This window comes from Ammoniphilus soli (assembly GCF_040813775.1).
The window spans coordinates 12101-37770 of sequence record NZ_JBEGDL010000013.1; the positions used below are offsets into that span (position 1 = coordinate 12101).

28 protein-coding genes and 1 pseudogene are annotated in these 25670 nt (G+C 41.3%); 9 read left to right on the plus strand and 20 right to left on the minus strand.

All coding sequences use genetic code 11. The features are described 5' to 3' along the window. The first annotated feature begins 3 nt into the window (after nucleotides 1-3). On the plus strand, nucleotides 4-519 hold the full coding sequence (locus ABLT31_RS22235; protein WP_367755826.1) for a dimethylamine monooxygenase subunit DmmA family protein: 516 nt from the start codon (nucleotides 4-6) through the stop codon (nucleotides 517-519). Nucleotides 520-537: 18 nt separating this feature from the next. Then, a complete protein-coding gene (locus ABLT31_RS22240) occupies nucleotides 538-1512 on the plus strand; it encodes a PDR/VanB family oxidoreductase (RefSeq protein ID WP_367755828.1) in 975 nt (324 codons plus the stop codon). Between the two features lie 185 nt (nucleotides 1513-1697). On the opposite strand, the gene ABLT31_RS22245 is transcribed toward ABLT31_RS22240, so the two are convergent. The 6 genes and pseudogenes from ABLT31_RS22245 to ABLT31_RS22270 form a co-directional block, all read right to left on the minus strand. Next, complete coding sequence (locus tag ABLT31_RS22245) at nucleotides 1698-2708, minus strand: LysM peptidoglycan-binding domain-containing protein (protein WP_367755830.1); 1011 nt, start codon at nucleotides 2706-2708, stop codon at nucleotides 1698-1700. 295 nt (nucleotides 2709-3003) lie between these two features. Then, nucleotides 3004-3468: a CheR family methyltransferase gene (locus tag ABLT31_RS22250; protein WP_367756138.1), complete on the minus strand. Its 465-nt coding sequence runs from the start codon at nucleotides 3466-3468 to the stop codon at nucleotides 3004-3006. Further along, nucleotides 3446-3640: pseudogene (locus ABLT31_RS39035) on the minus strand (histidine kinase dimerization/phospho-acceptor domain-containing protein); the annotation flags it as partial. The pseudogene ABLT31_RS39035 and the gene ABLT31_RS22250, both read right to left, overlap by 23 nt. 35 nt (nucleotides 3641-3675) lie before the next feature. Then, nucleotides 3676-4368 carry an MCP four helix bundle domain-containing protein gene (locus ABLT31_RS22260; RefSeq protein WP_367755832.1) on the minus strand — a complete coding sequence of 231 codons (693 nt, stop codon included), beginning with the start codon at nucleotides 4366-4368 and terminating at the stop codon, nucleotides 3676-3678. Nucleotides 4369-4388: 20 nt separating this feature from the next. Then, nucleotides 4389-6362, minus strand: a complete 1974-nt coding sequence (locus tag ABLT31_RS22265) for an EAL domain-containing protein (protein ID WP_367755834.1) — start codon at nucleotides 6360-6362, stop codon at nucleotides 4389-4391. 18 nt (nucleotides 6363-6380) lie between these two features. After that, nucleotides 6381-6863: a response regulator gene (locus ABLT31_RS22270; RefSeq protein WP_367755836.1), complete on the minus strand. Its 483-nt coding sequence runs from the start codon at nucleotides 6861-6863 to the stop codon at nucleotides 6381-6383. A gap of 265 nt (nucleotides 6864-7128) precedes the next feature. Between ABLT31_RS22270 and ABLT31_RS22275 the strand changes: the two genes are divergently transcribed. Further along, entirely contained in the window at nucleotides 7129-7767 is a 639-nt protein-coding gene (locus tag ABLT31_RS22275) for a helix-turn-helix domain-containing protein (RefSeq protein ID WP_367755838.1), read from the plus strand. Nucleotides 7768-7827: 60 nt separating this feature from the next. Here the strand turns inward: ABLT31_RS22275 and ABLT31_RS22280 are convergent, their stop codons facing one another. The 5 genes from ABLT31_RS22280 to ABLT31_RS22300 form a co-directional block, all read right to left on the minus strand. After that, complete coding sequence (locus ABLT31_RS22280) at nucleotides 7828-8343, minus strand: hypothetical protein (RefSeq protein ID WP_367755840.1); 516 nt, start codon at nucleotides 8341-8343, stop codon at nucleotides 7828-7830. Between the two features lie 12 nt (nucleotides 8344-8355). Further along, nucleotides 8356-9432, minus strand: a complete 1077-nt coding sequence (locus ABLT31_RS22285) for a ParM/StbA family protein (protein ID WP_367755842.1) — start codon at nucleotides 9430-9432, stop codon at nucleotides 8356-8358. Between the two features lie 326 nt (nucleotides 9433-9758). Further along, on the minus strand, nucleotides 9759-10460 hold the full coding sequence (locus ABLT31_RS22290; RefSeq protein WP_367756142.1) for an SAM-dependent methyltransferase: 702 nt from the start codon (nucleotides 10458-10460) through the stop codon (nucleotides 9759-9761). A gap of 489 nt (nucleotides 10461-10949) precedes the next feature. Continuing rightward, a complete protein-coding gene (locus ABLT31_RS22295) occupies nucleotides 10950-11516 on the minus strand; it encodes a hypothetical protein (protein WP_367755844.1) in 567 nt (188 codons plus the stop codon). 175 nt (nucleotides 11517-11691) lie between these two features. Next, nucleotides 11692-11871, minus strand: coding sequence for a hypothetical protein (locus ABLT31_RS22300; protein ID WP_367755846.1), 180 nt, complete (start codon nucleotides 11869-11871; stop codon nucleotides 11692-11694). A 588-nt stretch (nucleotides 11872-12459) separates the two neighbouring features. Between ABLT31_RS22300 and ABLT31_RS22305 the strand changes: the two genes are divergently transcribed. From ABLT31_RS22305 to ABLT31_RS22320, 4 genes are read left to right on the plus strand one after another with little or no spacing between them, the layout of a single operon-like run. After that, the gene (locus ABLT31_RS22305) at nucleotides 12460-12672 is read left to right on the plus strand and encodes a hypothetical protein (protein ID WP_367755848.1); all 213 of its coding nucleotides are present in this window, start codon (nucleotides 12460-12462) and stop codon (nucleotides 12670-12672) included. Nucleotides 12673-12684: 12 nt separating this feature from the next. After that, the gene (locus ABLT31_RS22310; RefSeq protein WP_367755850.1) at nucleotides 12685-13032 is read left to right on the plus strand and encodes a DUF2085 domain-containing protein; all 348 of its coding nucleotides are present in this window, start codon (nucleotides 12685-12687) and stop codon (nucleotides 13030-13032) included. Between the two features lie 16 nt (nucleotides 13033-13048). Beyond that, nucleotides 13049-13459 (plus strand): hypothetical protein, encoded by a 411-nt coding sequence (locus ABLT31_RS22315; RefSeq protein WP_367755852.1) that lies wholly within the window; start codon nucleotides 13049-13051, stop codon nucleotides 13457-13459. Nucleotides 13460-13495: 36 nt separating this feature from the next. After that, nucleotides 13496-14527: an S-layer homology domain-containing protein gene (locus ABLT31_RS22320; RefSeq protein WP_367755854.1), complete on the plus strand. Its 1032-nt coding sequence runs from the start codon at nucleotides 13496-13498 to the stop codon at nucleotides 14525-14527. A 392-nt stretch (nucleotides 14528-14919) separates the two neighbouring features. On the opposite strand, the gene ABLT31_RS22325 is transcribed toward ABLT31_RS22320, so the two are convergent. Both ABLT31_RS22325 and ABLT31_RS22330 read right to left on the minus strand, forming a co-directional pair. Continuing rightward, entirely contained in the window at nucleotides 14920-15381 is a 462-nt protein-coding gene (locus ABLT31_RS22325) for a C40 family peptidase (RefSeq protein ID WP_367755856.1), read from the minus strand. Then, nucleotides 15382-15756 carry a hypothetical protein gene (locus ABLT31_RS22330; RefSeq protein WP_367755858.1) on the minus strand — a complete coding sequence of 125 codons (375 nt, stop codon included), beginning with the start codon at nucleotides 15754-15756 and terminating at the stop codon, nucleotides 15382-15384. A gap of 451 nt (nucleotides 15757-16207) precedes the next feature. Here ABLT31_RS22330 and ABLT31_RS22335 point away from each other — a divergent pair, with 451 nt between their 5' ends. Further along, entirely contained in the window at nucleotides 16208-17269 is a 1062-nt protein-coding gene (locus ABLT31_RS22335) for a S8 family peptidase (RefSeq protein ID WP_367755860.1), read from the plus strand. 206 nt (nucleotides 17270-17475) lie between these two features. Here ABLT31_RS22335 and ABLT31_RS22340 read toward each other — a convergent pair whose 3' ends face one another. The 3 genes from ABLT31_RS22340 to ABLT31_RS22350 form a co-directional block, all read right to left on the minus strand. Beyond that, on the minus strand, nucleotides 17476-17772 hold the full coding sequence (locus ABLT31_RS22340) for a hypothetical protein (RefSeq protein ID WP_367755862.1): 297 nt from the start codon (nucleotides 17770-17772) through the stop codon (nucleotides 17476-17478). Nucleotides 17773-17981: 209 nt separating this feature from the next. Beyond that, nucleotides 17982-18569, minus strand: a complete 588-nt coding sequence (locus ABLT31_RS22345; RefSeq protein ID WP_367755864.1) for a YdcF family protein — start codon at nucleotides 18567-18569, stop codon at nucleotides 17982-17984. 273 nt (nucleotides 18570-18842) lie between these two features. Further along, the gene (locus tag ABLT31_RS22350) at nucleotides 18843-20222 is read right to left on the minus strand and encodes a glycosyl hydrolase family 18 protein (RefSeq protein WP_367755866.1); all 1380 of its coding nucleotides are present in this window, start codon (nucleotides 20220-20222) and stop codon (nucleotides 18843-18845) included. Between the two features lie 216 nt (nucleotides 20223-20438). Between ABLT31_RS22350 and ABLT31_RS22355 the strand changes: the two genes are divergently transcribed. Beyond that, on the plus strand, nucleotides 20439-20750 hold the full coding sequence (locus tag ABLT31_RS22355) for an alpha/beta-type small acid-soluble spore protein (protein WP_367755868.1): 312 nt from the start codon (nucleotides 20439-20441) through the stop codon (nucleotides 20748-20750). Between the two features lie 57 nt (nucleotides 20751-20807). Here the strand turns inward: ABLT31_RS22355 and ABLT31_RS22360 are convergent, their stop codons facing one another. From ABLT31_RS22360 to ABLT31_RS22375, 4 genes are all read right to left on the minus strand, one after another. After that, nucleotides 20808-21230 carry an RDD family protein gene (locus ABLT31_RS22360; RefSeq protein WP_367755870.1) on the minus strand — a complete coding sequence of 141 codons (423 nt, stop codon included), beginning with the start codon at nucleotides 21228-21230 and terminating at the stop codon, nucleotides 20808-20810. A 901-nt stretch (nucleotides 21231-22131) separates the two neighbouring features. Then, nucleotides 22132-22602, minus strand: a complete 471-nt coding sequence (locus ABLT31_RS22365) for a CPBP family intramembrane glutamic endopeptidase (RefSeq protein WP_367755872.1) — start codon at nucleotides 22600-22602, stop codon at nucleotides 22132-22134. Next, nucleotides 22571-22999, minus strand: coding sequence for a hypothetical protein (locus ABLT31_RS22370; protein WP_367755875.1), 429 nt, complete (start codon nucleotides 22997-22999; stop codon nucleotides 22571-22573). Before ABLT31_RS22370 ends, ABLT31_RS22365 begins: the two co-directional genes overlap by 32 nt. A 544-nt stretch (nucleotides 23000-23543) precedes the next feature. After that, on the minus strand, nucleotides 23544-25445 hold the full coding sequence (locus tag ABLT31_RS22375) for a sigma-54-dependent Fis family transcriptional regulator (RefSeq protein WP_367755877.1): 1902 nt from the start codon (nucleotides 25443-25445) through the stop codon (nucleotides 23544-23546). Nucleotides 25446-25670 lie beyond the last annotated feature (225 nt).

Genomic DNA, 25670 nt, shown 5'->3' on the forward strand with positions numbered 1-25670 from the left:
TCCATGTCCGATCTGGCAATGAAAGAAGCGATCGAAAAGGACTCAGCAGTGGCCCGTCTCCGAAGGCATTTAGTGATTGCTGATTTCGCAGGAATCGAACTCGTTTTAAAACGGGTCGATTCCCTCCCCTCCAACGGTATCGCATCGGGGATCTTCCTCCTAGGTGATTACCCTTCTGCCTTGGACAGGCGGATTCGAATGCTAGATCCTGCTGATCTTCCCCACATCCTGGCGGAACAAAAAATGGGAACCAGGCTTTATCTGGCCGGAAATTGGGAAACGGTCGAATCCGTCGCAGAACGAGCGATGGAAGCCGGGTTTACAGAACAAGAGGTGGAAATTCATGGAATAGGCACTCCGCCTGTACGGCTGTTTTGTCCCAAGTGTTATGGGGTTCATCGATTGGACGAATATCCCAGCCCATCGGCTTGTTGCCCTCAATGCGGGGTCTCGCTGGACATATCCCAGCACTATTCACGGAGGTGGAAAGCTTATTTGGGCTTCATTAGACTGACTTAATTGAGGCAGGTGAAATGGATGAACCCATCCGCAGCAAAACTAACCGTTTATGTCGCTCATATCCATAAGGAGACCCCTTATGTCAAACGATTCGAACTGATTCGAGCCGATGGCAAACCCCTTCCCCCTTTTTCCGGTGGTGCTTATATTACCACCTATGTAAGGGATGCTGATACCGATCAGATCATCGAGCGAAGCTACTCTCTCGCTCAGGATCCATCTCAGCGTGACTATTACGCGATTGCCATCCGTCGGAGTCCGACATCGAAAGGCGGTTCGGTCTACTGGCATGACTCGATTCGAGAAGGTGACTTGCTTGAAATCAGCTATCCCAAAAATCACTTCCCCTTGAGCTTCCAGGCACGCCATCATGTATTTTACGCGGCCGGGATTGGAATTACCCCTTTCCTGGCCATGATGGCAGATCTCGAAGCAAAACATCGTTCCTTTGAGCTTCACTATGCGGCCAAATCCAAAGAGGAATGTGCTTTCTATTCGCTGCTTCAAGAAACTTATCCTGAAAAGTGCCGATTCTACTTTTCAGAGGACCCGTCCAGCCAAAAGCTGACAACAGAATCCATGAAGGATCAACCGATCGGGTCCCATGTCTACTTCTGCGGACCAGAAGCCATGATCAAGCAGTTTTCCGATGAAGCTTCGTCTTATGGGTATCCCAAGGGGAGTATTCATTATGAGCTTTTCGCTCCTCCTACTTTTGGATCCTCCGATCCCTTCCAGGTGGTTCTGAAGCAAAGCGGGCAAGCCCTGGATGTTTCAAGCGAGCAGTCCCTCTTGGAATGCCTGCTGCAGTCTGGGGTTAAGGCCCCTTATTCCTGTCGGAGCGGCGGGTGCGGGAGCTGTGAAGTGGAAGTGTTAGAAGGCCAGGTGGACCACCGGGATCTGTTTCTCAGCGAGGAGGAAAAAAAGCAAAACAAGGTGATCTTGACCTGTGTCTCCCGCGCAAAATCGAAGGAACTTGTCTTAAATTTATAATCTAGGAGGATGTGATGAACCTTCTAGTACTTCAGAGTCCTAGCTACTGCCAATAGGCATTCCCTAGGACTTCTTCATTTGTGGTGTGTTCCAGATTTGGAGTGATATTCAAACAAAAAAAACCGAACAAGTATATGCTTGTACGGTCGTTTAGCTTAATTATATCTAGACGGTTTGACAAAAGTTTATCGAATAGATGCTAAAATTTCTTTCATTTTGCGGGACACTAAGGGATAAAAATGGTTTTTTGCACTATTTGTGGAATTCCCCCCGAAAAATCCAGTACCGGGGCAAGTTTTAACTGCATGCCCTGCACTGTGATCCAATACTCTTTCTCCAGTATAGATATCCCACCAATGATGATAAGTGATACTGTCAATGGAAGGAGTTAACCCAAATTTTATACTAAGCAAGGCAGCCACGTATACAATCGTTTCCTTTTGTTCCTCCGTCATTTCATCATGACCTTTATCGAAGTCTCCAACATTTTCAATGAATACCGATTTTGCTAAAACGGGTAACCCTGCAGCTTTATTCTTTAATCCAATTGAACCTTCGGGAGCCATGTTAAACGGTCTACAAACGGCTATTTTTCCATCCGGAAATGTTGTTATGTTTTGAGCTATATTCTTCCATCCCATTCCTTCAACATGAAACCTCTCCATACCTTTGAGCAATGAAAAATGATTGGAACCATTAAATTTCTTGTATGAAGGATCCCACGTGTGATGTTCTTGGATTATGCTAATTTTTCTATTAAATCTATTGTGAAATAACCATTTTCTAAATTCCTCCCTTGTCATCAGGATATACTGTCCTTGCATGGTCATTCTTTTAGGAGAAATCTTCAACTTTTGTCCTATATGTATCAAATCAGACGTAAGTCCATTGGTTGTTTTTATGGTCTGGACGGAAGAATTATATGCTTGGGAAAGCTTCCATAGTGTATCCCCAGCAGTAACTTGATACATGATCGGAACCCACAATTTCTGACCCACGAACAATAAATTGGATTGCAATCCATTAGTTGCTCTGAGCTCTTCTACAGAACTACCGTATTGGTTGGCAATTTTCCATAAAGAATCTCCAGCTTTCACCGTATAAATATTGCTTGGTTTATTTCCAGCTGCATGTGCAGGAGATATATTCATGAGCATTGTAATAATTAAACTAAATACAGCAATATATTTTTTCATTTTAATATCCTTTCAATCCTATTTTTGTTGAAACTTTAGATTAAAGGAACTACCCTTTCTTTAAATTTCTACATTAATATATTGTAAAACGGCAATGAAATTATGCAGTTGAAAAGGGATTGATAATATTGTTCATTCTAATCGGTTCTCTATATTGGATATACTTCAGGGTATCTGCTATCCAAGTATCAATATGTAAACACAAAAAGACCACAACTCTTGGCTGTGGTCCGTAAAGATTTCCTCTAATTAATCATCATATTTTTTATAATTTAAATTGCTTTTCGTACCTAGACTATTTTACCTTTTTATATATCTTTTGATGGCTTACCACTGGCTCATAAGAATCAGCTACATTCGTATAGGCTATCGTTTCTTTATCCCCAAGACCAAGGATCCCAAACATAGCCAGGCTATTGTAGAAGAGGGTCTGAACCTTGTCTTGCAGAGGTTTATTAAAATAGATGAGAACATTTCTGCACAAAATCACATTAAATTCATTGAAGGATCCATCGGTAACTAAATTATGTTGAGCAAAGACAACGTTCTTGGTTAGGGAGGAATGGAACTTCACGCCATGTTTCGTTACATGGTAGTAGTCCGAGAACGCCTTTTTTCCGCCTGCTTTGATATAATTACTGGTGTACTTTTTCATATTGTCTAACGGAAACAACCCCGTTTTGGCTGCTTGTAAGACATCTGTATTAATATCCGTTGCGTAGATCTTCGTTTTTTCGTTGGGCGAATTCCACTTGCTTATCGGTTAAATTTTGGTCTTTGTTCTCAGCGAGCAATCTTGACAGAATGAGTAAACTATTTAATGGAGTGCGCAATTCATGTGACATATTAGCCAAGAATTCGGATTTATATTTTGAGCTTAGCGCTAGCTGCTTGGCCTTCTCTTCCAGCTCCCATCGAGCCTTTTCTAAGTTCTTATTCAGAACCTCATAGATCTCCGTTTTTTGCCTTAGTTCTTCACTAACGTACCATTAGAGACGCCAAGGATGACACTGGACACTTGATTTAGGCGTGTGGTTGCGTTCCAGATTCCCCGGATCAAAAAACCAAGGCCTAAAATTAAACAGCCTAAAGAAATCAAAATGCCCCAGAAAAGCTTTTGGCGAAAGTCCTTTGAAATAAGATCGAAGGAAGTGCCCATATCTTTTTGAAATGATTCGTATAAATGTGATATCCCTTGAAAATACTGATCTTGCAATGGCTTGCTCTCGGAATTCATCAGAGCAATCGCTGTCTGTTCCTGCCCTTGGTTTACAAGATCAATCATTTTGTCCTTATACTCCATAAAACGTAGATTCGTCTCTTTCAACTCCCCAACTCGCTTTTTTTGCTCCTCAGTCAAAGCATAGCCTTCAAGAGAACGAATGTTTTGGTTAATGGATTCACTTTCTGACTGTAGGGTGTGGATTTCCAGTTGAATGTCCTCTTGATCCGCATAAATCATGATATTTCTTAACCCGATGGCTACATTCTTAATTTCTCTTTGAATCTCCCCGGCCGCATACACCATCAGATATTTTGTCTGCATTTGTTCCGTGGCTTTATTTATACTATGAATCTGGTACCACCCTATGCCAATAAAGATAAGAATCACTAGGGGCATGATGCTAAAGCCCAGTAAAACCTTGGTTTTAATTTTCATGGATGACTCCTTGCAAATGATTACTGAACATGGAGATGCTGCGGTTGCTGGATACAAGCATGGTATACCTTGGCCATGGCTTGCAGACGATCATTTACGTTTAGTTTTTGAAAAATTCTCGTGATGTGGTTTTTGACGGTGTGTTCACTAATAAATAACGCCTCTGAAATCTCTTTATTGCTCAATCCATTGACAATAAGCTTGAATACTTCAAACTCACGGTTGGATAGCGAGAAGGTCTCTTGGGTAAGAGTCAGGGCCGTATCCAATACATCTTGCCATGGTTCCTTACGCTTTTCTTTCTTAACCGTGTAAGATGCTGCTACCGATGACCCTTGTTTTAAAAGGCTCTCCAGTTCTTTCTCCGCTACAGGCGGGCTAAACAGGAATCCTTGTATTTCTTCACAATTCAGTTCCCTCAGCACGGTGAGTTGTTCCTGCGTTTCTACTCCTTCCGCAACAACAGTCATATTTAAGCTATGGGCTAAGGATACAATGGATGATATGAGCGCCGTACTTTCCTTAGGGCGAAAAGAAATGTCCTGAATGAACGATTTATCGATCTTCAGGGTATGAACCGGGAAGCGGCGAAGATAATTCAAAGAAGAATAGCCTGTCCCAAAATCATCGATACTGATGTGAACGCCCATTTTCTTGATTTCAGTAATGGCTTTGGTTACAATATCTTCATTTTTCATAATCGCCGATTCGGTAATTTCCACCTCAAGCCACTCAGGAGACAAACCCGTTTCAATAAGGATTTTCTCTACTTGTTGAAAAATATTTTTCTGCAAAAATTGCTTGGCCGAAAAATTCACAGCCATCCGGATCGGTTTAATCCCTGCATTCTGCCATTCTCGATTTTGCCTGCAGGCTCTCCGTAAAACCCATTCCCCGATATCCACAATCAGTCCTGTTTCCTCCGCCAACGGAATGAATTCCGAGGGCGGTATGACTCCCCAATGAGGATGATTCCAGCGGATTAAGGCTTCTGCACTATGAATGGCACCGGTTTTATTGTCGAATCGCGGTTGATAAACCAATCTCAATTCTTCATGTTCAATCGCTTTACGCAGGTCATTTTGCAAAATAAACGTCTTATACGACTGGATGTTCATCCCTGAATGGAAAATTTGGTATTTATTTTTGCCCTGTTCTTTAGCCCGATATAATGCGGCATCTGCATTCTTCATCAAGGATAAGGGATCTTCGCCGTCATAGGGGAACACACTGATTCCAATGCTTGTCGTAATGTATAATTCATACTTGTCGAGGTAGTAGGGTTCTTTGAATGCTTCCAATATCGATTCCGCCATCTCAAGCGCCGTTTCCCTATTCGTATTCGGCAGCAGAATGTTAAACTCGTCACCGCCCATTCTCGCGACGAAATCTCCTTTACGAGAGTTGCAGCCTAATCTTTTGGCAATCTCTTGGAGCAGCTTATCCCCCACCAAATGCCCAAGGGAATCATTGATATATTTAAACCGGTCCATGTCTAAGTACATCATGACGAGGGATTGATTGTTTTGCTTTGCTTCAATCAAGAGTTGGTTCAATTGATCATTAAATTTTCTGCGGTTTGGCAAGTCTGTCAATCCATCATGATAAGCCATATACGTGATTAATTCTTGGGATTGCTTTTGCTTTGAAATATCTCGTATCGTACATGCAATAATGCTCTCATCTTCAATAAAGGTTCTTCCAATCAGGATCTCTGCAGGAAATGTGCTTTGATCTTTTCGAACCGCCATCACTTCTGCTGCCTTCTCATCTCCCTTAGTCCCCGTTGATATAACAGTATTTATATTCAGAGTATTCTTTGCGTAAACACTGGCGCCCTCAGAAGATAAGACGACTTCAATGCTTTTTCCCAATATCTCTTTTTCTTGATACAAAAACATGTCCGAAACAGCAGGATTCACTTTTAAGATGATTCCATGCTGATCAAGAATGAACATAGAATCAATGGAGGTTTCACTGATGACATTCGCCAAGGCTTCAGATCTCTGCAGCTAGGAGGTAGCGACGGAAAGCTCTTTATAAGCTTTCTCCACCTCGATTGTTTTTTTGATAAGGCCTTCGGTTTGTTGCACGAGCTTCAGATTCATTTTGTAAAGATCGACAAATCCTTGGACTTTTGCCTTTAGGATATACGAATCAAAAGGCTTAAGAATATAGTCAATCGCCCCTACAAAGTACCCATTAAAAATATGTTGCGAATCCAAATTATTCGCCGTAACAAAAATTAGAAGAATATTTTTGGACTTTTCGCGGGCCTTAATAATTTTTGCCGTCTCGAAACCATCGATTCCAGGCATTTGAACATCTAATAGAATCGTAGCAAAATCATATTTCAGCAAAAGCTTTAGGGCTTCTTCGCCTGAGGATGCCTTAATCAGCTGATAGTCTTCTCTCTCAATAATCGCTTCCAGAGCCAGTAGATTTTCCGGACGGTCATCTACTAATAAAATATTCACCTTACCCTCGCTTGACATGTTAGTTCCTCATCCCTACTTTTTCGATTTATATCTGCTCTGAAAGTTGTGTTGTAACATGAAAGTAACCTTTGTTAATAATTAACATATTCAAAGTCAAAACTACTCTTAATCCTCGCGATAGATGGATTTCATAGTAATCACACTATGTGATAATCCTATATTATCACAAATCACATTTTGTGCATAAAAGAAACTAGTTGATGCTTATCTTTCCGTTTTAGGTTATGGTATACAAGTACTAACTTTTATCTAGGTGGTAAAGATGAATAAATTACATTCTTTCGGAGAACGTCTAGCCCAGTGCCGGACAAAGCTTGGTTTATCCCAGGCTGAACTTTCAGAGCAATTGAGGATGTCGAAGAGTACTCTCGCCATGTACGAAACGAATAAACGGGAGCCCAATCTTGAAACCCTTAACAATCTATCGGAGAAATTAGGCGTATCGCTTGATTATTTAATAGCAGGGAAGGAAATGGATATTGAGAAGCTTCTTAGCAATCATTGGGGAGCTATTCCGCATGTGAGGGAAATCACGTATGAAGATCCGATTACTACTCATATGAACATAGAAACCTATTTCAGCACCCCATTTAGTTGGCTGGATGGAAAATCGGATTATCTATGGTATACCCCTAAAGAGGAAGATTACATAGCCAAAATAAATGGACTTGACCCATGGGTACTCATTGAACTCCAAACCGAACTTGAAAACGGGGATTTGGCTGCCGTATGCATCCATGATGGAAGCGCTGTACTCAGGCGAGTTTATTTTTCCGATGACAACGTGACGTTAATTCCTTATAATCCGCAAAAGGATACTCCGCCATCATTCCATCATAAAGAGGATATCAAAATACGCGGTAAAGTGATGGCTCTCCTTCAATCGAAGTTATTAGTATAGTCATCGCGGCAGCCGTCAGTATTAAGTCCCGACTCTATTGTGAGCCGGGACTTTTTTCTTTCACAATAACGCCTTTAATTTTTCCATATTAGGTTTTCTGTTATCCGCTTTACTTTTAGGTTTCTTCTTTGGTTGTAAGGGAGTAACCTCGATTTCACTTGTATTTATTGTTTCGATGACATTTATAGCATTCTGCGTATTTTCGTTTTCTTTTGTTTCCGTAACGGGCAAGCGCTTGGGGACCTTGGTTGAAAGAGCTTCAATGATTTGGTTGGTCATTCTTTCGATATCGCTTTGATCAACCACTAATTGCGGTTTTGGATTTTCCTTTTCATGAATGGCATCTAAGATATACTGAATCCCTTTGGATTTAATGTAATTTTGAAGTTCTGTGTGTTGTTCGTCCACCCCTCCCAGATATCGATTGGCCTTTTCCATAAAAGCATCTCGGCAAAATCGTTTCAATTCACGATTTCTCCTCAACTGTTTATACAGTGTAAAAAAACGGTCGGCTTTGCCCTTGTTTTCGAAGTTCATGAAATTCACATCAAAAACAATCGATTCGCTTTTCTTCACATGAATCAGCTCCTAGTTTGAAACAATCTCCTCTTCCTTTTCCACTTCCGGCTGGATCTCGTAATCTTTCGATAGCAATAAGCCGAATTTCATGAAGCCCCTCGCGTTGGCCACTTGATAATCCGTTATGACACGGATGTCTTTAATGAATTCTTTAAACCAAGGCTTCATTAATTTTGCCCCGCCGCCGGTCAAAATGACCATGTCAAACTTGCTTCGGTTCTTCCAGCGCATTTGAAGCTGATTGATGAGATATTCGGCCGTTTCGCGTATAATCCTTTCCTTCGTTTCTTTGATAGGGACAGTCAGACGTTTTGAAGCTTGGTAAACATCACTTTCGAATTGCAGTTCCACACTTCTTGCTGTTGAATAGGCATCAGGGTTTTGGGAATTGATATAATCGGCAAGACGCTGGTAAATTTCATACATTCCGACGGGGATGGTATGCCGATCTTCAGGCATGGCTTTCAGAGAATCAATTCCGTCACAATCGGTCGTACCGGATCCAATATCGATGATCCCAATGTAGGAAGTGGCGATTTCTTCACTTTCGACATTTCCATGCTTATCAATATATAAATCCAGAACCGTTCCAAGGGGTTGCGGCAATACTTTGCATTCCCTGACGTTGATCACTTTTTGTGCATTATTCATTTGTACCGCATGTTTTCCCAGGAACACCTTAATCAGTTCATTTACTCGCTTGGTCCCTTTTTCGCGCGGCGGGCAACCCGTGACGAGCAAAACGTCAAAAGTCCCTTTTTTGGCTGTAATGAGACTGGCTAAGCCAAATTGGCTTAATAGCTTATACTGTTTCTGGGCATATCTGTCCTCATTGGTATAGGTCGAAAAGAAATTTCCTTTTGCCTTATTAATGTCATTGCCCCACACATAACGTTCTCCGGCGTATAAACTGGATTCAAACTCATTATATTTTACATCCCCTCTTCCCGTTGAATCCTCCCTTGTCACACTTTCTTTCGTAAGAAAACCACTCGGCAGAACGATTCCCTTTGAATCATTGCTGAATCCCTTGAAGTATCCATTCCCGTGATCAATTCCCATAATGATGAGTTTGTTTCTAGCCACTTTGTACCCCTCCATATGAAAAGCGTTCAATAATCCTTCCTATTTTCAATAGGGCATGCCATATGGTGACATTGCATGAGGTTAATAACAGCGAACAAGCCAAAAAAGCAAGGATTATAGCCTAACTCACAAAATAATATGAGGATTGGCGACACTGTGTGACACATTGAAGCATAGAAGAGGTTACGAATAAATGGAATTGCTAAATCTTTTCCCAAGTACCTGTTCCTTGAATACATTCGCGACTAAAACAAAAAGAGCTCCTCCCGACTCTTGTGCAGGTAAGAAGCTCTTCTAATTTATTCAGGTATTGACACCCTCGCTGATCAAATTATTTTTTTAATCTTCAACATAGAATTGGCATCTTTTTGAAACTCATAAGAAACCTTGATTTCTTCTGTGGTAAAACCTCGACTTTGAATATAACCAATGAGTTTATCCATATGTTCATATCTATTACATGAAAGGTCAACCAAAGGGAAAATGCGTATTTCATCCTTGGTGACACGCATTAACTCCTGTATGGATTGCAAGTGGAAGTCATAATCCAACCTATCAGCATACATGAACAAGAAATGGGCAGATAGAGTTAGATCATATTCCTTGTCTTTAAAGGGCAATACAGGTAAGACAGCAGGAATATAGCGATTCGGAAATTGTTTCATATCCTTCGCACAATCATGGAGTGCTTGCATTCTATGATTTCTTAACCCCGCTACGGATTTAAAATAGTCCCATACGTAATTACTCTTTGCCTTTTCCAGATTCAGCATGGCATGTTCGATATCTTCAAATCCCTTTTCTGCAAGCTGTTCGAAAGGATGATAATAAGCAATATCCGTTGCCGTAACATCCGCACCCAATTGGTTTGCCATTGCTGTAAAAGAACATGCACCTGCAGGGCAATCAAGTATTTTTCGATTTATTAACTCCTCTTTAGTTAGGTTGAACATGGACATATATTCATCAAATGTTCTCCCTATAAATACAATTCGGCTTAAATCTAGCTTTACTTCTGCTTGACTCATCTCATCTCCACTCACCTTTCTAAACTCACTTGTACCCATGGATAAATATAACATATAATTGGATTAATTTAACACATCATTTTCTATTGGTTCAACAGGAAAGTCCCATCCCAAGATCCCTCGAACCACTATAGCGAAAAGCCTATTTAGCCGTATACTATACAACCTCATCTTTCATATAGTATCATGAGGTGATTTTAATGAGATTGGTCTATATTCGCACTTACTATAGATTCTATCCTGACACTTATTATTTAGTTTCTATTGAAGGTGGAACTCGGGAAGAATACCTCGAAAATTTGCGTTGTTTTGATTCAAAACATTTTGAAAATCCTTACGACAGTGCTTTCGAATACGCAATGGAATTGCGGAAGAGGCACCATTTAACAATCGAGATACCTTCTGAATTTGATCCAAACACCTTAAACTGAGGTGTTTCTTATTTTTTATTGGGGCTATCAAGTCCCATTTAGCGGATAAGAATACTTGTTATTTGATAGATTCCTTTATATAGTCCTCCATATCAAAGACAGTATCACCCCAAAAACGACTTTTTTTATCGACTCCGAGTGTATACGACATTCCGAATGCATCTGGATGCTTATAGTCATTCATGGACTTATCTAAATCATGAAAGATTCTATGCAAATAGATAACAGAAACTTTATCTTGTCTCGATTGTTGAAGAATTTTAGACAAGCCAATTATATTCTCTATATCATGCTTTACTCTCTTATCGTCAACTTTCACTGAGTCTAAAGCGTTAAGCAATAATTCAGCTCTTTGCCTTTGTGTATTCCAATTTAATCGGTTGGCTTTGCCCCATCCCGTCGTTTCGTTATAAAATTCGTAATTTATTGAAACAAAACGTTGAAAAGGTTCTATATTTCCATTAAATGTTATTGCTTTTAGCTTTGTCCTCTCTGATATTGGATTCTCAGGCTTTATTGTTGTGTAATCCTTTGGAGATAGAATTCCTCCAAGGATGAATCCGGAAACCAGAATAAGGATAACCCGAAATCCTAATCTCTTGTTTTTCATTGAATTTTTGTCCACAAATGTCCAAATTGTTCTCTTAAGATCCTGATTAAATTCAACATCATTTCCGCTCCAAATTCCTCATTTGGTTAAAGTATATCATAAGAAATACTTCCCTCTTACACCTTTTGTTCGTCTAATTAACTTTTGTCCACAATAAAACCTCCTACAATTTTTTGCAGGAGGTTTTATCTTACTCGTTCCAATGCAGTGAAGCATAATCTCCGCTATCGTCGTCATCAAAGATGTCGTTTGAAATCTTTTTCTCCATTGATTTTAATTTACTCTTAACCTCTTTTGTTTCACTAACAAATGGATTGTCATTCGGAGAAAATGACGGATAAACCATTCCATCCTTCTCATCTTCAATCATGATAATCACTTCACTTCCTAAATATGATTTAAGTTTAGGATGCTCCGATAAAGTTGTTTTCATTTACCATGATAGGAGCAGACCCCTATAGAGCAGATAAATTGGTTGCCAGAAATCCCTATAAATGTTCTCGATCGAATCACTTCATCATAATGTTATTGCGTTCTAGCCTCATTCTATTTGTTCCGGTAATTCTTAAAAGTACTAACTTTTCTTGGTACCTTCAGCGCGATACCTATTTGGTATGTTTACAGACACCTGATTTAGCCAAAAGGTACTACACAAAATTGGTACTTTTTTAAATCTTTAAATTTGCATAGAATTCAATTAGAGCAACCAAATTCTGGGGAAAATTGCTCCTGAAGAAAAAACATGACAATGATCGTCAACCGTAAGGACGGTCAAATAAGGATGGTGTCCTATTGAAAAAATCATAACTTGTGGATGGTTTATGTAGTTTATCATCTGCTTAATGGAGTGGCGAAAACTGAGTGACATGGATCAATCGTTAAATAGGATCAAGCATGAAGGGACATCAAGAAAGGCAGAAGTGAATGGGCATTGATATATCTACTTTTGGTTTGTTCGATGACCTTATGTGGTTCAGGATTGTACCTTCTTATTCATACTCCAGAAAGATATCTGCTCGGCTGGATCCTTGTTGGACTTGGGTTGCTCTTATTCGTCGAAACCATTTATTACTACGCAACCCGAAGAAAAGACAAATGCGGAGAATGTGCCTATCTGTCCCTAGGCTCAGGTCAATTAGACTGTGACTGCACGCCTGACTGCTCCGATTAGGTGGTGAAACGTATGAAAGAACTGTTCACTCTCTCTTTCATCCCTTGTCATCGGCTGAAAGCACGCTCCTTCTCCATTTTTGGGAAGCAATTTCCAATCTGCGCCCGATGTACAGGAATTTTGGTTGGCTTTTTACTTATGCCTGTTGTACTCTTTATTCCTTGGAGTATCCCCTTTTGGATTGGATTATTATTAAATATTCCTATGATAATCGATGGCTATACTCAGCTTAAAAGGTGGAGACAGAGCAACAATTCATTACGCTTCTTCACTGGATTGGTCGGTGGGTTGGGTTTGTCTGTCCTTGTTGTTAGCGGATCGATTGAATTGGGTACCTTCCTATCAAAATGGGAATTCTGAACTGCGGGGGAAGCTGATGAGATTTAAGCCCATAAGTTTTGTGCGCATCATTTTCATTTCACTGTTAATCGGGTTACTAGGATGTCAAAAAGACACGGAGCACACAGAAATTGAGGAACCATTTATTTTTTCATTTAACCGTAACACGATAGAAAGAAAAAATGCTGAGGATGTTAATATTTGGTTAAAAAAGGCTAAAAGTGAACATCAATCTAAATTGCATAGTTACGATATGGGAAATGGATACATGTATTTTTACGCAAAGGGATTTAGCGATGTCGCAGTGACTTACAGCATGGAAGCGAAAAATGACAATAGAGCTAGATTGATTAAAGCCAGATTTAATAAAGGCAATGAACATGATGAAGTATTTATTGAAGTCAAATATAATCCTTTATTGTGCTGTGATGGTATGGCCGTGGAATGACAAAAACTGATTGTTTTTTTGAAAGGTGGGGCAAATATGTTCCAATCGATTAGAAAGTTCATCACGCTCCTCATTTGTTCCGTGCTCGCATGCGGCGGATCGTTAATGAGTGTAGCAGAGAAGGCAAATGCAGAGGCAGGAATAGGACATTCGAATTTCTCTGATGTCAATGGACATTGGGCAGCTTCGGAGATCGCGGAATTTGCGAAAACGGGTATCATTCGGGGGTTCCCTGACGGTTCGTTCCGACCGGATGAGGTGGTAACCCAGGAGCAATTTATGGCAATGCTGCAGCAAGTTCTTCCGCGGATTGCAGGCCGCCAGTTTGATTCCTTCACCCAAGGGTTGTATTTAACAGATGTCAAGGGCAGATGGTCGGAGGCTACCTATACCAATCTGTTAGCTGCGGGAATTATCCCTTATGGAAAACCAGCCGCGCCAATCGACCGATTGCTTGCGTCACATTTGATGTTGACTGCATTGGCAGGCGGATCGGAAGGCGACAAGTACAGAGACACGAAGGCTGCGTTGTTTAAGGACATCGATGTTTCCCAGGAATATGAGGTGACTACCGTATATCCGTTATATAAATGGGGGGTGGTGGCAGGCTATCCCGATGGGACCTTCCGGCCAGCGGAACGGGTCACCCGTGCCCAGGCAGCAGTCATGCTGAAGCGAGTGCAGACAAAAATCAAAGAAATTTATCCGGATAACGTCGAGAACAATAAAAAACAAGCGATGGTCTCCACAGTAAAGCGGTTCATTGAACAGGTAAACAACAATAACATAGTACGATTTGATGATTTAGTACGGTATATGAAAGATAACAATCTGCCCGTGACAAAGGCGTTCCTGGAGGAGCATTATTCCTTTATGAATCCGGAGGCAGTTGAATGGGTGAGTTTTCCACAGTTTAATGAGCTTGTTTACGTATCCAAAATCGGGGCTGATAAATACCGCATTACGGTCCAGTATTATTCCGGAGAGGTGCTTGGCAGCATCGATAAAAGTTTTTACTTGGTTACTAAGGATGGCAAGACCATCCGCTTGATTGGCCGAAATGAGTAGTGCACTTCAAAGACCGTTCACTCACAGGAACGGTCTTTTCTTAGCTTAACAAGCTATTGATTTTTATCGGAATATAATTGTGCGTGAAGGGCTTCAAAAATTAAACTCCCTCTTTCCAATGTCGCTAAGTCATCTGGGCTGGTTAAGCGTATGCCAACACAAATGAAATCCAGCCCTGGAGCCACCGGTTCCAAGAAAGCTTCCTATACCTTCTTTTGAAGTAGTAATTGGATCTTCTCCCCCATATACAGTCAACTGACCTAAACGATTTTTTGGTAATTTAGAGTGAAATTCAGCCCTACGATCTTCCCGCAAAGCTGCCAAAAATGAGTAACAATAACGCTTTTTTTCCAACCGTATAACCCATCCAGCCTCTTTACAAAAAAGCCTTTTTATAACACCCGTTTAGCAAACAGGTATCGTGTAAACCAGATCGTCCCTTTGCCGATCGGACTAATCGTGACCCCTATGCCTGCTCGGAAAGTATGCAAAACATGACCATTTCCCAGATAAATTGCTACATATCCCACTTTTTCCAAACCAGAAAAATCCTTTCGCCTAGGGGTAGTAAAAAACAATAAATCACCCTTTTGAATTTGATCAAACGGAATATATTTGCCTTTAATCGATTGTTCTCGAGTGGTGTAGCCAATCTCATACCCATGTTTCCAAAAAATGAACTGAGTAAAGGAAGAGCAATCAAAATTTTGATCCTGCATTCGTGGTGCACCATATACATATGGCGCATCTAAGTATTGTTTGCCGGTATTAATGATTTGATCGGCTTGACTCATCGCAGAAACCGAAGTCTCAAAAAAGATAAATAAAAACAAAAACAAAAACAACCGAATCAACTATCTCATTCCCCCCTGAAATGCACAAGTCCTTGTCATTATAGCAAGGGCACAAAGGGAACTTGTAGTAGTAAATTCTGTGAAACCGGATCCAGTTTCAGGAATAGCTGCCTGGACGGAAGGGGGAAACGTAAATTGAGCAATCATGATTCCCATAGCTGCAGCAATTGACTTGTCCACAAATAGCGGAATTTCGGCTACTCGCAAAGAATGACTGTTTTCAATGGAGTACATATCGAATAAACCGATACCTATAAAGGAAAATACCAACCCTAATAATGACCATTCTGTATGAGGCTTGTACGTTTGGCGAAATTGTTTACCTAGGGTGTCGGAGTCCCCCATCTTGCTGGATGGCCTTGCGAATCGCCTCACCTTCTGGGATATTATCCACCATATACCCTTCTGCAATTTCTTCTATATGGCTCCGCAACTGATATGAAACTTCTAATTAATTATTCGATTTACATCCTATAGGTTAATGAGCCTATTTTTAAAAACATGGTTAGTCATCCAAACGACAGTATAGCTCCGCAAATATCTTATCTTATAAATTCAAGTTACTTTGAAGGAGGCAGTATACATGGAAAGCAAATATTCCTGGATACTTCAATACAGGAATAAGATAGATTTTCCTCTCAGAAAAACTCTCCTAAAATGGAGTCGTAATCCCGGGACAACGAATCCTAGGCTATTTGTTATGATTCAACTCAAGAAAAAATTAAACCGAGTACTACTCAACTCATTGGATATACTTATGCGATCTTCAACTTGGACTATTACCCACAAACTTCCAATTATAAATTCAATATCTGGCAAAATATCAATGTCGGATCTCAAGAAATTGTGCGTAACTGACCTGGTTAAACGGATTTATCTAGATGCTAAAGGTCGGGTTGCGCTTGATATTGGTAGATCTGCAGTTGGGTCCGATGTTGCGCAAAGGGCTGGTGGATTAACCGGGAAAGGAATAACGATTGCGATCCTAGACACGGGCATCTTCCCACACCCCGACCTGAGAAACCGGATTATTGGTTTCAGGGATTTCATCAACAACCGTAATGATGTACCTTACGATGACCATGGTCACGGTACACATGTTGCGGGTTGTGCTGCTGGGAATGGAAGAATGTCTCGCAGGCGAATTCATGGACAACCGCGAAGAGGATTTATTGGGACAGCCCCGAGAGCCAATCTAGTAGGGGTCAAAGTAGTTAATGCTCAGGGCAGGTTTAATAATTCTGATCTTATTGCAGGAATACAGTGGTGTTTGGATCATCGTACTCGCTTTAAGATTCGCATCCTTAACTTATCTCTCGTATCGGATGAAATAAATGAAAGGTGTATTGATTCTCCTCTCTGTCAGGCGGTGGAAGCTGCTGTAAAAAAAGGTCTGGTTGTTACAGTAGCTGCCGGGAACAGAGGGCCCAATAATAATACGATCACATCTCCCGGGAACAGTCCACTTGCAATCACAGTAGGAGCTGTGGATGATCATAATACGATTACCCAGCCAGACGATACAGTTGCCAATTTTTCAAGCCGCGGACCAACTCGGGACGGACGGACTAAGCCTGACATTGTGGCACCGGGTGTAAACATAATCTCGCTTCGTGCACCAGGTTCAACCGATGATGTAAGAAAACCTGGCGCCCGAGTCGGAAAATGGTACTTCACAAATTCAGGAACCAGTATGGCAACTCCCATCGTTTCCGGTATTGTGGCCCAAATCTTGCAATGCAGGCGAAATCTCGCACCAAGGCAAGTTAAAACTTTATTAAAACTAAATGCGGTCAATCTTGGGCTCGATATAAATAAACAGGGCAACGGCGAAGTAAATGTCCGATTCTTGAGTAGAAGAAAGAGGAAAATGCAGGAAATCATCTAGGTTGAAATTTAAAAAAAGTCCTCCATCACATTTTTTCTTTTACTTACAAAAGAAATAAAACCCCATTAATGGAACACTGTTAATAACCATTGCTGTTTGCGGGCTGTAAATGTATACTCGCATGCCATCCATCCTTTCTTGTTCTTGTCAGGTTTAACCGGCAGCTGAACGAATTTGAAGATATCTAAAACTGCATATCAGTCCGACTACATATAAAACCAATAAAAAATAAGCAGGAAGCAAATGAATGAAGTCCATGTATCCGATATGAAGATGGGTGCCAATTCCCGCAATGAATCCAGGCAGTCCCCCAACAAAAAGGGTCCACCAAACCCATTTCTCTCCTTCTCTGAACCCCCAGTTTCATCGTAAGGGAGGATCACGAGAGTCAAGGCAAACACCATGGCAATAATACCAGCCAGAAAAACACCCAGTCCCATCAGAAACAGCCATCCCCACTCCTTGAAAGAAGCTGCTTCGGTCGTTCTGTACCGTGCAGTCAAAGCTTCATTATGTATTGTTCCAGGTCGCTACATTGGGGCCGAACACCAATGAATAAAGGGATGGATGAATATCTTTCCTTTAGCGCGCGAAATGTTTCAACTTGAAGTCCATCTATTCCTTCAAGGATAAATAAATCTGCCATGGCCAGCAACTAACCGCCCCTCTGTACTGAACGAATCACCGCGTATGATGAGGATTTGATCTATATTTACCTAAACGGTTTTGTTAGCAAATACCCAATATAGAAAAAGGTTTCACGTCCCAAGAATGATAATCTTGTATCCATGCTCTTATATACTGACGTAGGGGTCGGGGAAGGATATGCTTCCATACCCATGTCTTTTGCAAGCATCATGGACCGTTTCATATGCAAAGGGTCACTTACAATTGAAAATGTTCGCAGATCATGTTCCTTAGCTACCTGATAAGCGTATCTCAAGTTTTCTTCTGTTATTTTTGACTTTTCCTCCATCAGGATAGACTCTTCTTTTACGCCGCTGCCTATTGCATACCGTTTGGCAACATAAGATTCCGCTAATTCATCGGAAGACCCCGATCCGCCCGTAAAGATGATTTTTCCTGCATAACCATGCTTATATAACCATACAGCATGATTGATTCTTTCTCTAAAGACGGGTGAAGGGTCGGCCCCCCATACCGCTGCCCCAAGAACAATGGCCGCATCCGTTTTGGGCATAGGAATATCTGCTTTGAAAGTCCAAATGGACATGGCGATATTTCCAACAAAAATAATCGATAACAAAGATATGCCTAAAACAAGCCTTTTCAGTTTCATTACTAACACCTACTACTCTAGGTTGTATTATATAAATTAGGTATCCTCTTCTTACCTCCTTGATGAACTGTACCTAAAAATGAAATAAACAATGTGGATGTTTGGTGATATTCTAGCCAGTAATCAGGAAATTGTCAAAGAAGGCAAATAATATTTATATTTGTTCCAGATACACTGTTAAAGTGAATCTCACCTTACAGAGGGCATCCAAGGCTTTAAAAGAAGTTGCTTCGAGAATGTAAAAAAACAAGGGCAGGTTACGCCGCCCTTGGTCTATTGGACTACTCTTTTCGCCCCAAGATAATATTTCCTCGCTACACTTGAAGAAAGCTTCAATTCCTTGATTGTTTGGTATGGCTTGTGAGCTAATACGAATTTGCCATTACCTGAATAGATGCCTGCTGCAAATATGTTTTTGGCACTGCTTCCGAAAAATACGATGTCACCAGGCTGCAGCTTCTGAGGATCTTTAATAAGAGATCCTACCTTCTTCAATCCTGCCAGCGCACTTGGTACGTTTACTCCTTTTTGTTTATAAACAGAAGAAACGAAATCAAAGGAGCTATTGTTCGTGATTCTCTTGCCTACAAGCTTTTTGGCTTCAGCAGCAATTTGCTGACCCTGACCTTCTCTTGGTTGTGCCTCCTGCTTCTGCTCCGCCAGCATACTCCAAATCTGAGGATCCTCTTGGCCTAAACGCCAGCCTCCCCAGCCCCGCAGGCCAAACTGTTCAACAAGAGAAATCTTTTTCTTTAAGCTTTCAGCATTATCAATCCAAATCTCGTATTGAGTTCCTGTATTTTTATCAATAAAGAGGGCAAAAGTAGACTGATGGGCTTTATTCCACTTAAATGAAACACCATTTCGTTTCATCAAGCTTTCTGCCTGAGCAAACGTAAACGCATTCCCTTTGACATTCCATGTCCAATATCTGCCGTAAAAAGGAACCCCCAAAACAAGCTTTTGCTTAGGAATCTTGCTGGAAAGATAGCGAATGGACGACTTTGTCCAATCAACCCCTGCCTGCGGACCAGCCGGCCCGCTTAGATAGTACTGCTCATAAGCCATGATAAATACTGTATCTGCCGTCTTGCCAATCTCTTCAAAGTCATAAGACCCAAACCACCCTTTATCCGTATCAGCAGCAACCGGAGCCACCGCAATGGCTACGGTTTTGCCATGCGGGCGAAGCTTTTTCACTAGGAGCTGCAAGAACTCCGTTTGGGCTGTTCTTTCTTTTTCCGTCAAGTTCTCTATATCGATATTTACGCCGTCCAGATTGTGCTTTAGCACAGCCTGAGCAAGCTGGTCAGCCAGCTTGACCCGATTGGCCATAGCTTTGGCACCCAATTCGTAATCCCAATGGTTGCTAATAAATGGCGTGATCTTATAGCCACTGTCGTGTGCGTAACGGACAAAAGACGGATCCACTCTATCGATGAGATTTCCGCTGGAATCAATGTCAAAGTAACCAGGGATCAACGTCCCAACCAGATTTTTTGTAATGGCCAACTGTTTCTTATAGGTTTCAGCTGAACCTCCATATAAGTAAATCATATTATCTTTATTCGGTGAAGTCTCTGCTTGAGCCGGAGTGATAATAGGTGAAGTGAAGAACGTCATGACGACAAGCAATAGGATTGCTTTTTTCATAGCTGTCTAGTATTCTCCCTCCTAAATCTAAGCTACCGAATTATCTTATAATAGATTTAGAGGAGTGACTACTGTTATTAAATGGTGTCACGCTTTATTGGTTATTCAAAAACAGGATCATAAAATAACAAACTGCTGTTTGGTTATAAAACAAGTGAATGATGGTCATTATTATTAAGGTGTCAGCTCCTAAGTCTAAATCATGGAGGGTGCCTAATGAAGGGTCAAATGTGGGATCGGTTTAAAAGCGAGACTGCTTCCGAATTAGGAATACCGCACTATGATGAGATAGACAAAGGTCTTTTGCCGTCTCGTGTCAACGGAATGGTTGGCGGAATGATGGTGAGGAAAATGATTAATTTGGCAGAACAGGTGATGGAAAATCAAGGACTGAATCAGACTATGGTGAACGATCAATCGGTTACTGCTGAGGATCAAAATCGTGTGGCACAGACCATGCAACAGGCTCAGGTCATACCCGCCTATCAAATGCCGCAAGAGTCCTTTCACCAGCAACAACTGCATTAATCTGCTGACGCAAAAGGAGCCCATGGGCTCCTTTTTTAAGGCTTGGTAATAGCTATACTAACTTTTGGTCACATACGTTCCTGCAATCAAATCATGAATAGCCCTGCGATCTTCCCGCAAACCAACCATAAATGCAGTGACAATCACTGCAATTCCAAAAGTAAAGATATAAACTAGTCCACCGACTAGGTTTCTCTTCAGCATAGTACCCATTCCTACTTTTTCACCATTTACCTTCACGATTCGAACTCCCATTACCTTTTTTCCAACCGTATAGCCCCTCCAAAACACAGGAACCAATAAAGGATATAAAAATGAAACAAGCTTAGATAACGCTTCGGTCGTAAAATTCTCTTCAACACCCCATACATAGAAAGCCATACCGAATGGTGCAGAGATAATAATGGAGTCAATGAGTAAAGCAACAAATCGCACCCAAAAACCAGCTGTCCATTGTCTGATTGATGGCTTCCATTTCATCTTCACCCCTCATTTCCATTTTGCTTCCCTTGTAACAATTAAGCGCATGCATCAACCCGGTCATTCCCTGATTGTCCATTCTTGCGGCCTATAAAAGGGTTGCAAAGGTATTTCCCGCTGGCTAAAAAATATAAAAGAAAACTATACATTTTCATTCAACTTAAATTCTAAATATTCATCTATACTAGGGATGCCTTTTGGATTATTAAGTATGGTATTGACCCAAGCCTCTCTTTCAAAGCTTAAGACCTTCAAATCCCAAGTACATGCTATCAACGATACTGCTCATTTAATTTAATCACTGGTTACATCCACTTAACTAATTTTGTGATAATTTTCTTACGTTTTAGGGAGGTAAAATGTTTCTATGAATCAGAAAAAAAGAATAAAGAAGCCTGTAACTTAGATTACTGAGTAACATAAGATACAGGCTTATTCTGATGAACCCCAGAAGGAGTTTATATTTATTTAAACATACTGGCGAACTTTAGCTCATTCATCTTTTCGCTGCTATGGATTTGATTCGTTGCAACATTCGTTTTCGCGCACCTGCGGTTTGTCCTGTGATCATTGGAAAAGCACCAAACGTTGTACTTATCACACAGCTGAATTTTCCGCCATTAGCGCGGAAACAGGTGATGTTTATGTCCTCCGCCCCCGTTTTTGAGATAAACCTATTGACTTCCCTTTCAATTCTTCGTCTTCCAGCGTTTATTATATTTCTACAACTTCCCGTTTGTGATGTTCTCAAAAAAATCACTCCATTTTGTAATTCTCTCTACTCGCAATACATTTTATGAAAAATCGTAATCATATGTGTTAGATTTTAGACCTAATAAAGATAAACGAGAGATGATATGAGGAAGGTGTCACCTGAGACGCCCTCCCTTGAAATGTAATATCATGAAGTATTAGAAACACTCCGTTGTTTCTTTATCATAAACTTAATAAAAACATAATTTGCAAGAATTAATAAGGTAGCTAATATACCCGCTTCTGGACCAAATTCACCACCAGATAGCCACTCTTTTCCTTTTATAATCTCGGTTTGATATAAGCCTTCTAACTTAAGGGCGCTAACAGGAAATCCAAAGACGGCTCCTTGAAAATAATTCCATGTAATATGATAGCCGATGGGCATCCATAAATTTTCCGTAATATCGAACATATATGCAAATAACAGGCCAACCAAACCCACATTTAACAAGCCGATAAGACTTACATTAGGATTTGCTCCGTGAACAATAGAGAAGAGGATGGCTGACACGAAATAAATGATCGGTTTCCGGTAACCTGTGGATTCCAAAGTCCTCATAACATATCCACGAAAAAATAATTCCTCAGAAAACCCAACGAGTACATACAATAACAAGCGGCCAACTAAAGTTCGTTATTTTCGGTTCCAGCATAGGATTCTTCAGCGCAATGGCACCTGTTTGCCATAAAATCAAAAAAATGATGGTCATTGAAGCTGCCCCAAGCCCTAATCCACATGCGAGATCCAAACTGGAGTGTTTAAGGGCTCGAAGACCAATATCCATCACTTTCATTCTGTTAAAAAGCTTCAAGGAAATTAACGTGCCCCCAATCATCCCTATAGGCATCCCCATATACATAACCAATTGCATCCAAGGCTCCGCTTGATTAGAGAGAACAATCATAAGAAGAAAGGTCAGAAAAAAACCAATAACCATAATAAATAGTAATGTAGCCAAAACGTTCCAACCAGCCCTTACGGTTCCTTGTTCGCTGATAAATATTTTCTTCATGTAACTTATCCCTTCTAATACTTTTCGTAAGCTAGTCATGTGCCATCAGGCTGCCAAGAAAAACATGTCTATAATGATTCCCAGTATATTAGGAAAATAGGCGCTTTGTTCAAACAAGGTCTGCACCTTACTAAAAACAAATTCTTCTTAATAGGCCAATAACTATCACTGATGGATTCGTATTTCAAAGAGAGACTATCACACCAAGACAGGGTTTTCTCGTGGTTGATTTGACCGCATTTAGAAATACGATTATAGTCAGCGCAGGGTGGTAACCATTTGTAAGCGAATCTTATCCGTGGATCCGGAATGGGAAGAGCATTTGGAGTTTAAACCTCTTTAATCGATCGAATAAAAGTAAAGACGTAGAATTATCCGCAATAAATTAAGGAAGTCAAAAAAGACAAAAAAGAGAAGTAAAGGAGTGGGTGTGCATGTTGGCGAGAGCCTGCACAAGCATTTTCTTTGCTTCTCTTTTTTGATGATAGTCTTTCAAACCAAGATGATTAGATCCACAGCGTTGAGGGAGGCATGAGTAATGGACTTACAACGAAATCTTGTAGGCCCTTATCTTTCGGTAAAGGGTGTTGCGCCCGATATTTAACCGTTTGGCTGCTTGGGAAATGTTTCCGTTCACTTGCTCTAATGTCTGTCTGATGCAGGCCGCCTCATTCGATTTCAGGCATCTTCCAACAGGTCCCCAATCCCCCTCCTCTTCTCGTTCAAGTTTTTGCTGGAGAACCGACTCTTGGTAGTGACCAGCAGAAGACGGGCAAAGGGAAGCAAGCAGGGATCTTTCAATCGGTCGGAAATCAGCCAACAGGGACGCTTGCTGCAGGACATTCTGGAGCTGGCGGAAGTTGCCGGGCCAGTCATACCCTAAAATGAAGGACTTAGCCTCCTCGCTCAATACAGGCTTAGTCTTGGCAAAAGGCAGATGGGAAAGCACATGGTCAGCCAATAGGAGCAGATCCCTCCGCTCCCTTAAAGAGGGGAGCTTCAGGGTAAATCCGTTCAGGCGATAGTACAGGTCAGCGCGGAACCGTCCTGCTTCGATTTCTTTAAGCAAGTCCTTGTGGGTGGCCGCAATAATCCTAACATTAACAGGCCGCGGGCTAATCCCCCCAATTCGGGTCACGCATCGCTCCTGAATCACACGGAGCAAGGTTGCTTGCGCTGCCAAGGGCATATCCCCGATTTCATCCAGAAACAGGGTTCCCTCATCTGCCGCTTCAAACTTGCCGGCTTGTCCACCGCTTTTAGCCCCTGTAAACGCCCCTTTCTCATAGCCGAACAATTCGCTCTCCAGCAGACTTTCCGGAATGGCACTGCAGTTGATGGCTATAAACGGCTTGTCGCTTCGGAGGCTGGCACCATGCAGCGATTGTGCAAATAGCTCTTTCCCCGTTCCGCTTTCTCCCGACAGCAGCACATTGATATCCAGAAGGGCGACTTTTCTTGCCATCTCTATCGTTTCCTGTACCCTAGGGTCATCGCAAAGAATATCTTGAAAGGAATAACGATTCGTTAATTCCCCATACTCCCCCATCTTTTCCCCGCGAAGAAGCAATTGACGGATTCCGTCTTGACTGTCAGACATGATATGAGTCGTAAAAATATGATTTTTAAACCTCAATTTTTGTTCTTTGACCCAACCTAAGCTAGGTGAATCCAGTTGTTCAAAGACTGCCCCAACCGGCTCCCCGACCATCTTGGATCCTAAGATTTTTGATGCGGAAAAGTTCATGCGCGTAATGATTCCCCCTTCATTGACCGTAATCAGGGAGGAAGGGTGGTGATCATAAATGAAATCCAGGTCTCCGCTCACCGGTTCCTCCTTTTGCTCCTTTTTCATCCCTGCGATGTAGAGGGCCTGCTCTATGCTATGAGCCGCCCGCTTGACGAGTCCCAGTGAATAGGGATGGAAATTGTACTTGTAGCTGCTCATATTAATGATCCCAAGGACCTCTCCTGAAGGGCCAAATATAGGACTTGCCGTGCAAGTGAGAAAATGGTTATCCCTGCAGTAATGGTGGCTACCATGGACAACGACTGGTTTTTTCTCAGTAATGGCAGTGCCAATCGCATTCGTGCCTTTATATTGTTCCAGCCAATTGGCACCCTTGCACAGCGCCACCCGATCAACCTCCTGCAGAAAGGTATCATTTCCGATACTATTGATGACATACCCCTCAGGTGTAGCCACCAACACCAAAAAATCAGTCCCGACAATATCTTGAAACATGTCTTCCAAAATAGGAGAGGAATAGTGCAAAAGTTCAGCATAGCGATCAACATAATCCCGCATTTCATATTCGCCTAAAGTGCTATCCAAATCCATATTCGTGGTTTTAATTCCAAATGATTGGCAACGCTTCCAAGAGTCTTCAATATAAGCAGGAATGATCCCGGATAACGTAGATGCAGGAGAAAGATCCATAACCATTTCGTAAGATACCTCCTATTTCAATTGTGTCCCCTGTCGTTCACTATAGCTCCAGCATGTTTTACATTATTTGCAATTTTCATACCATCTAAAAACGATTTAAAAAGCGCCTTCCTCGTAAGGTTTTAGGACGATTTCTCGGCTAGTTGGGACAAAAAGTCGGCTGAAGGCCGTTTTTTTGTCATCTGAAAACAAAAAAACAGGGACAAATGCTTGTCCCTTCCA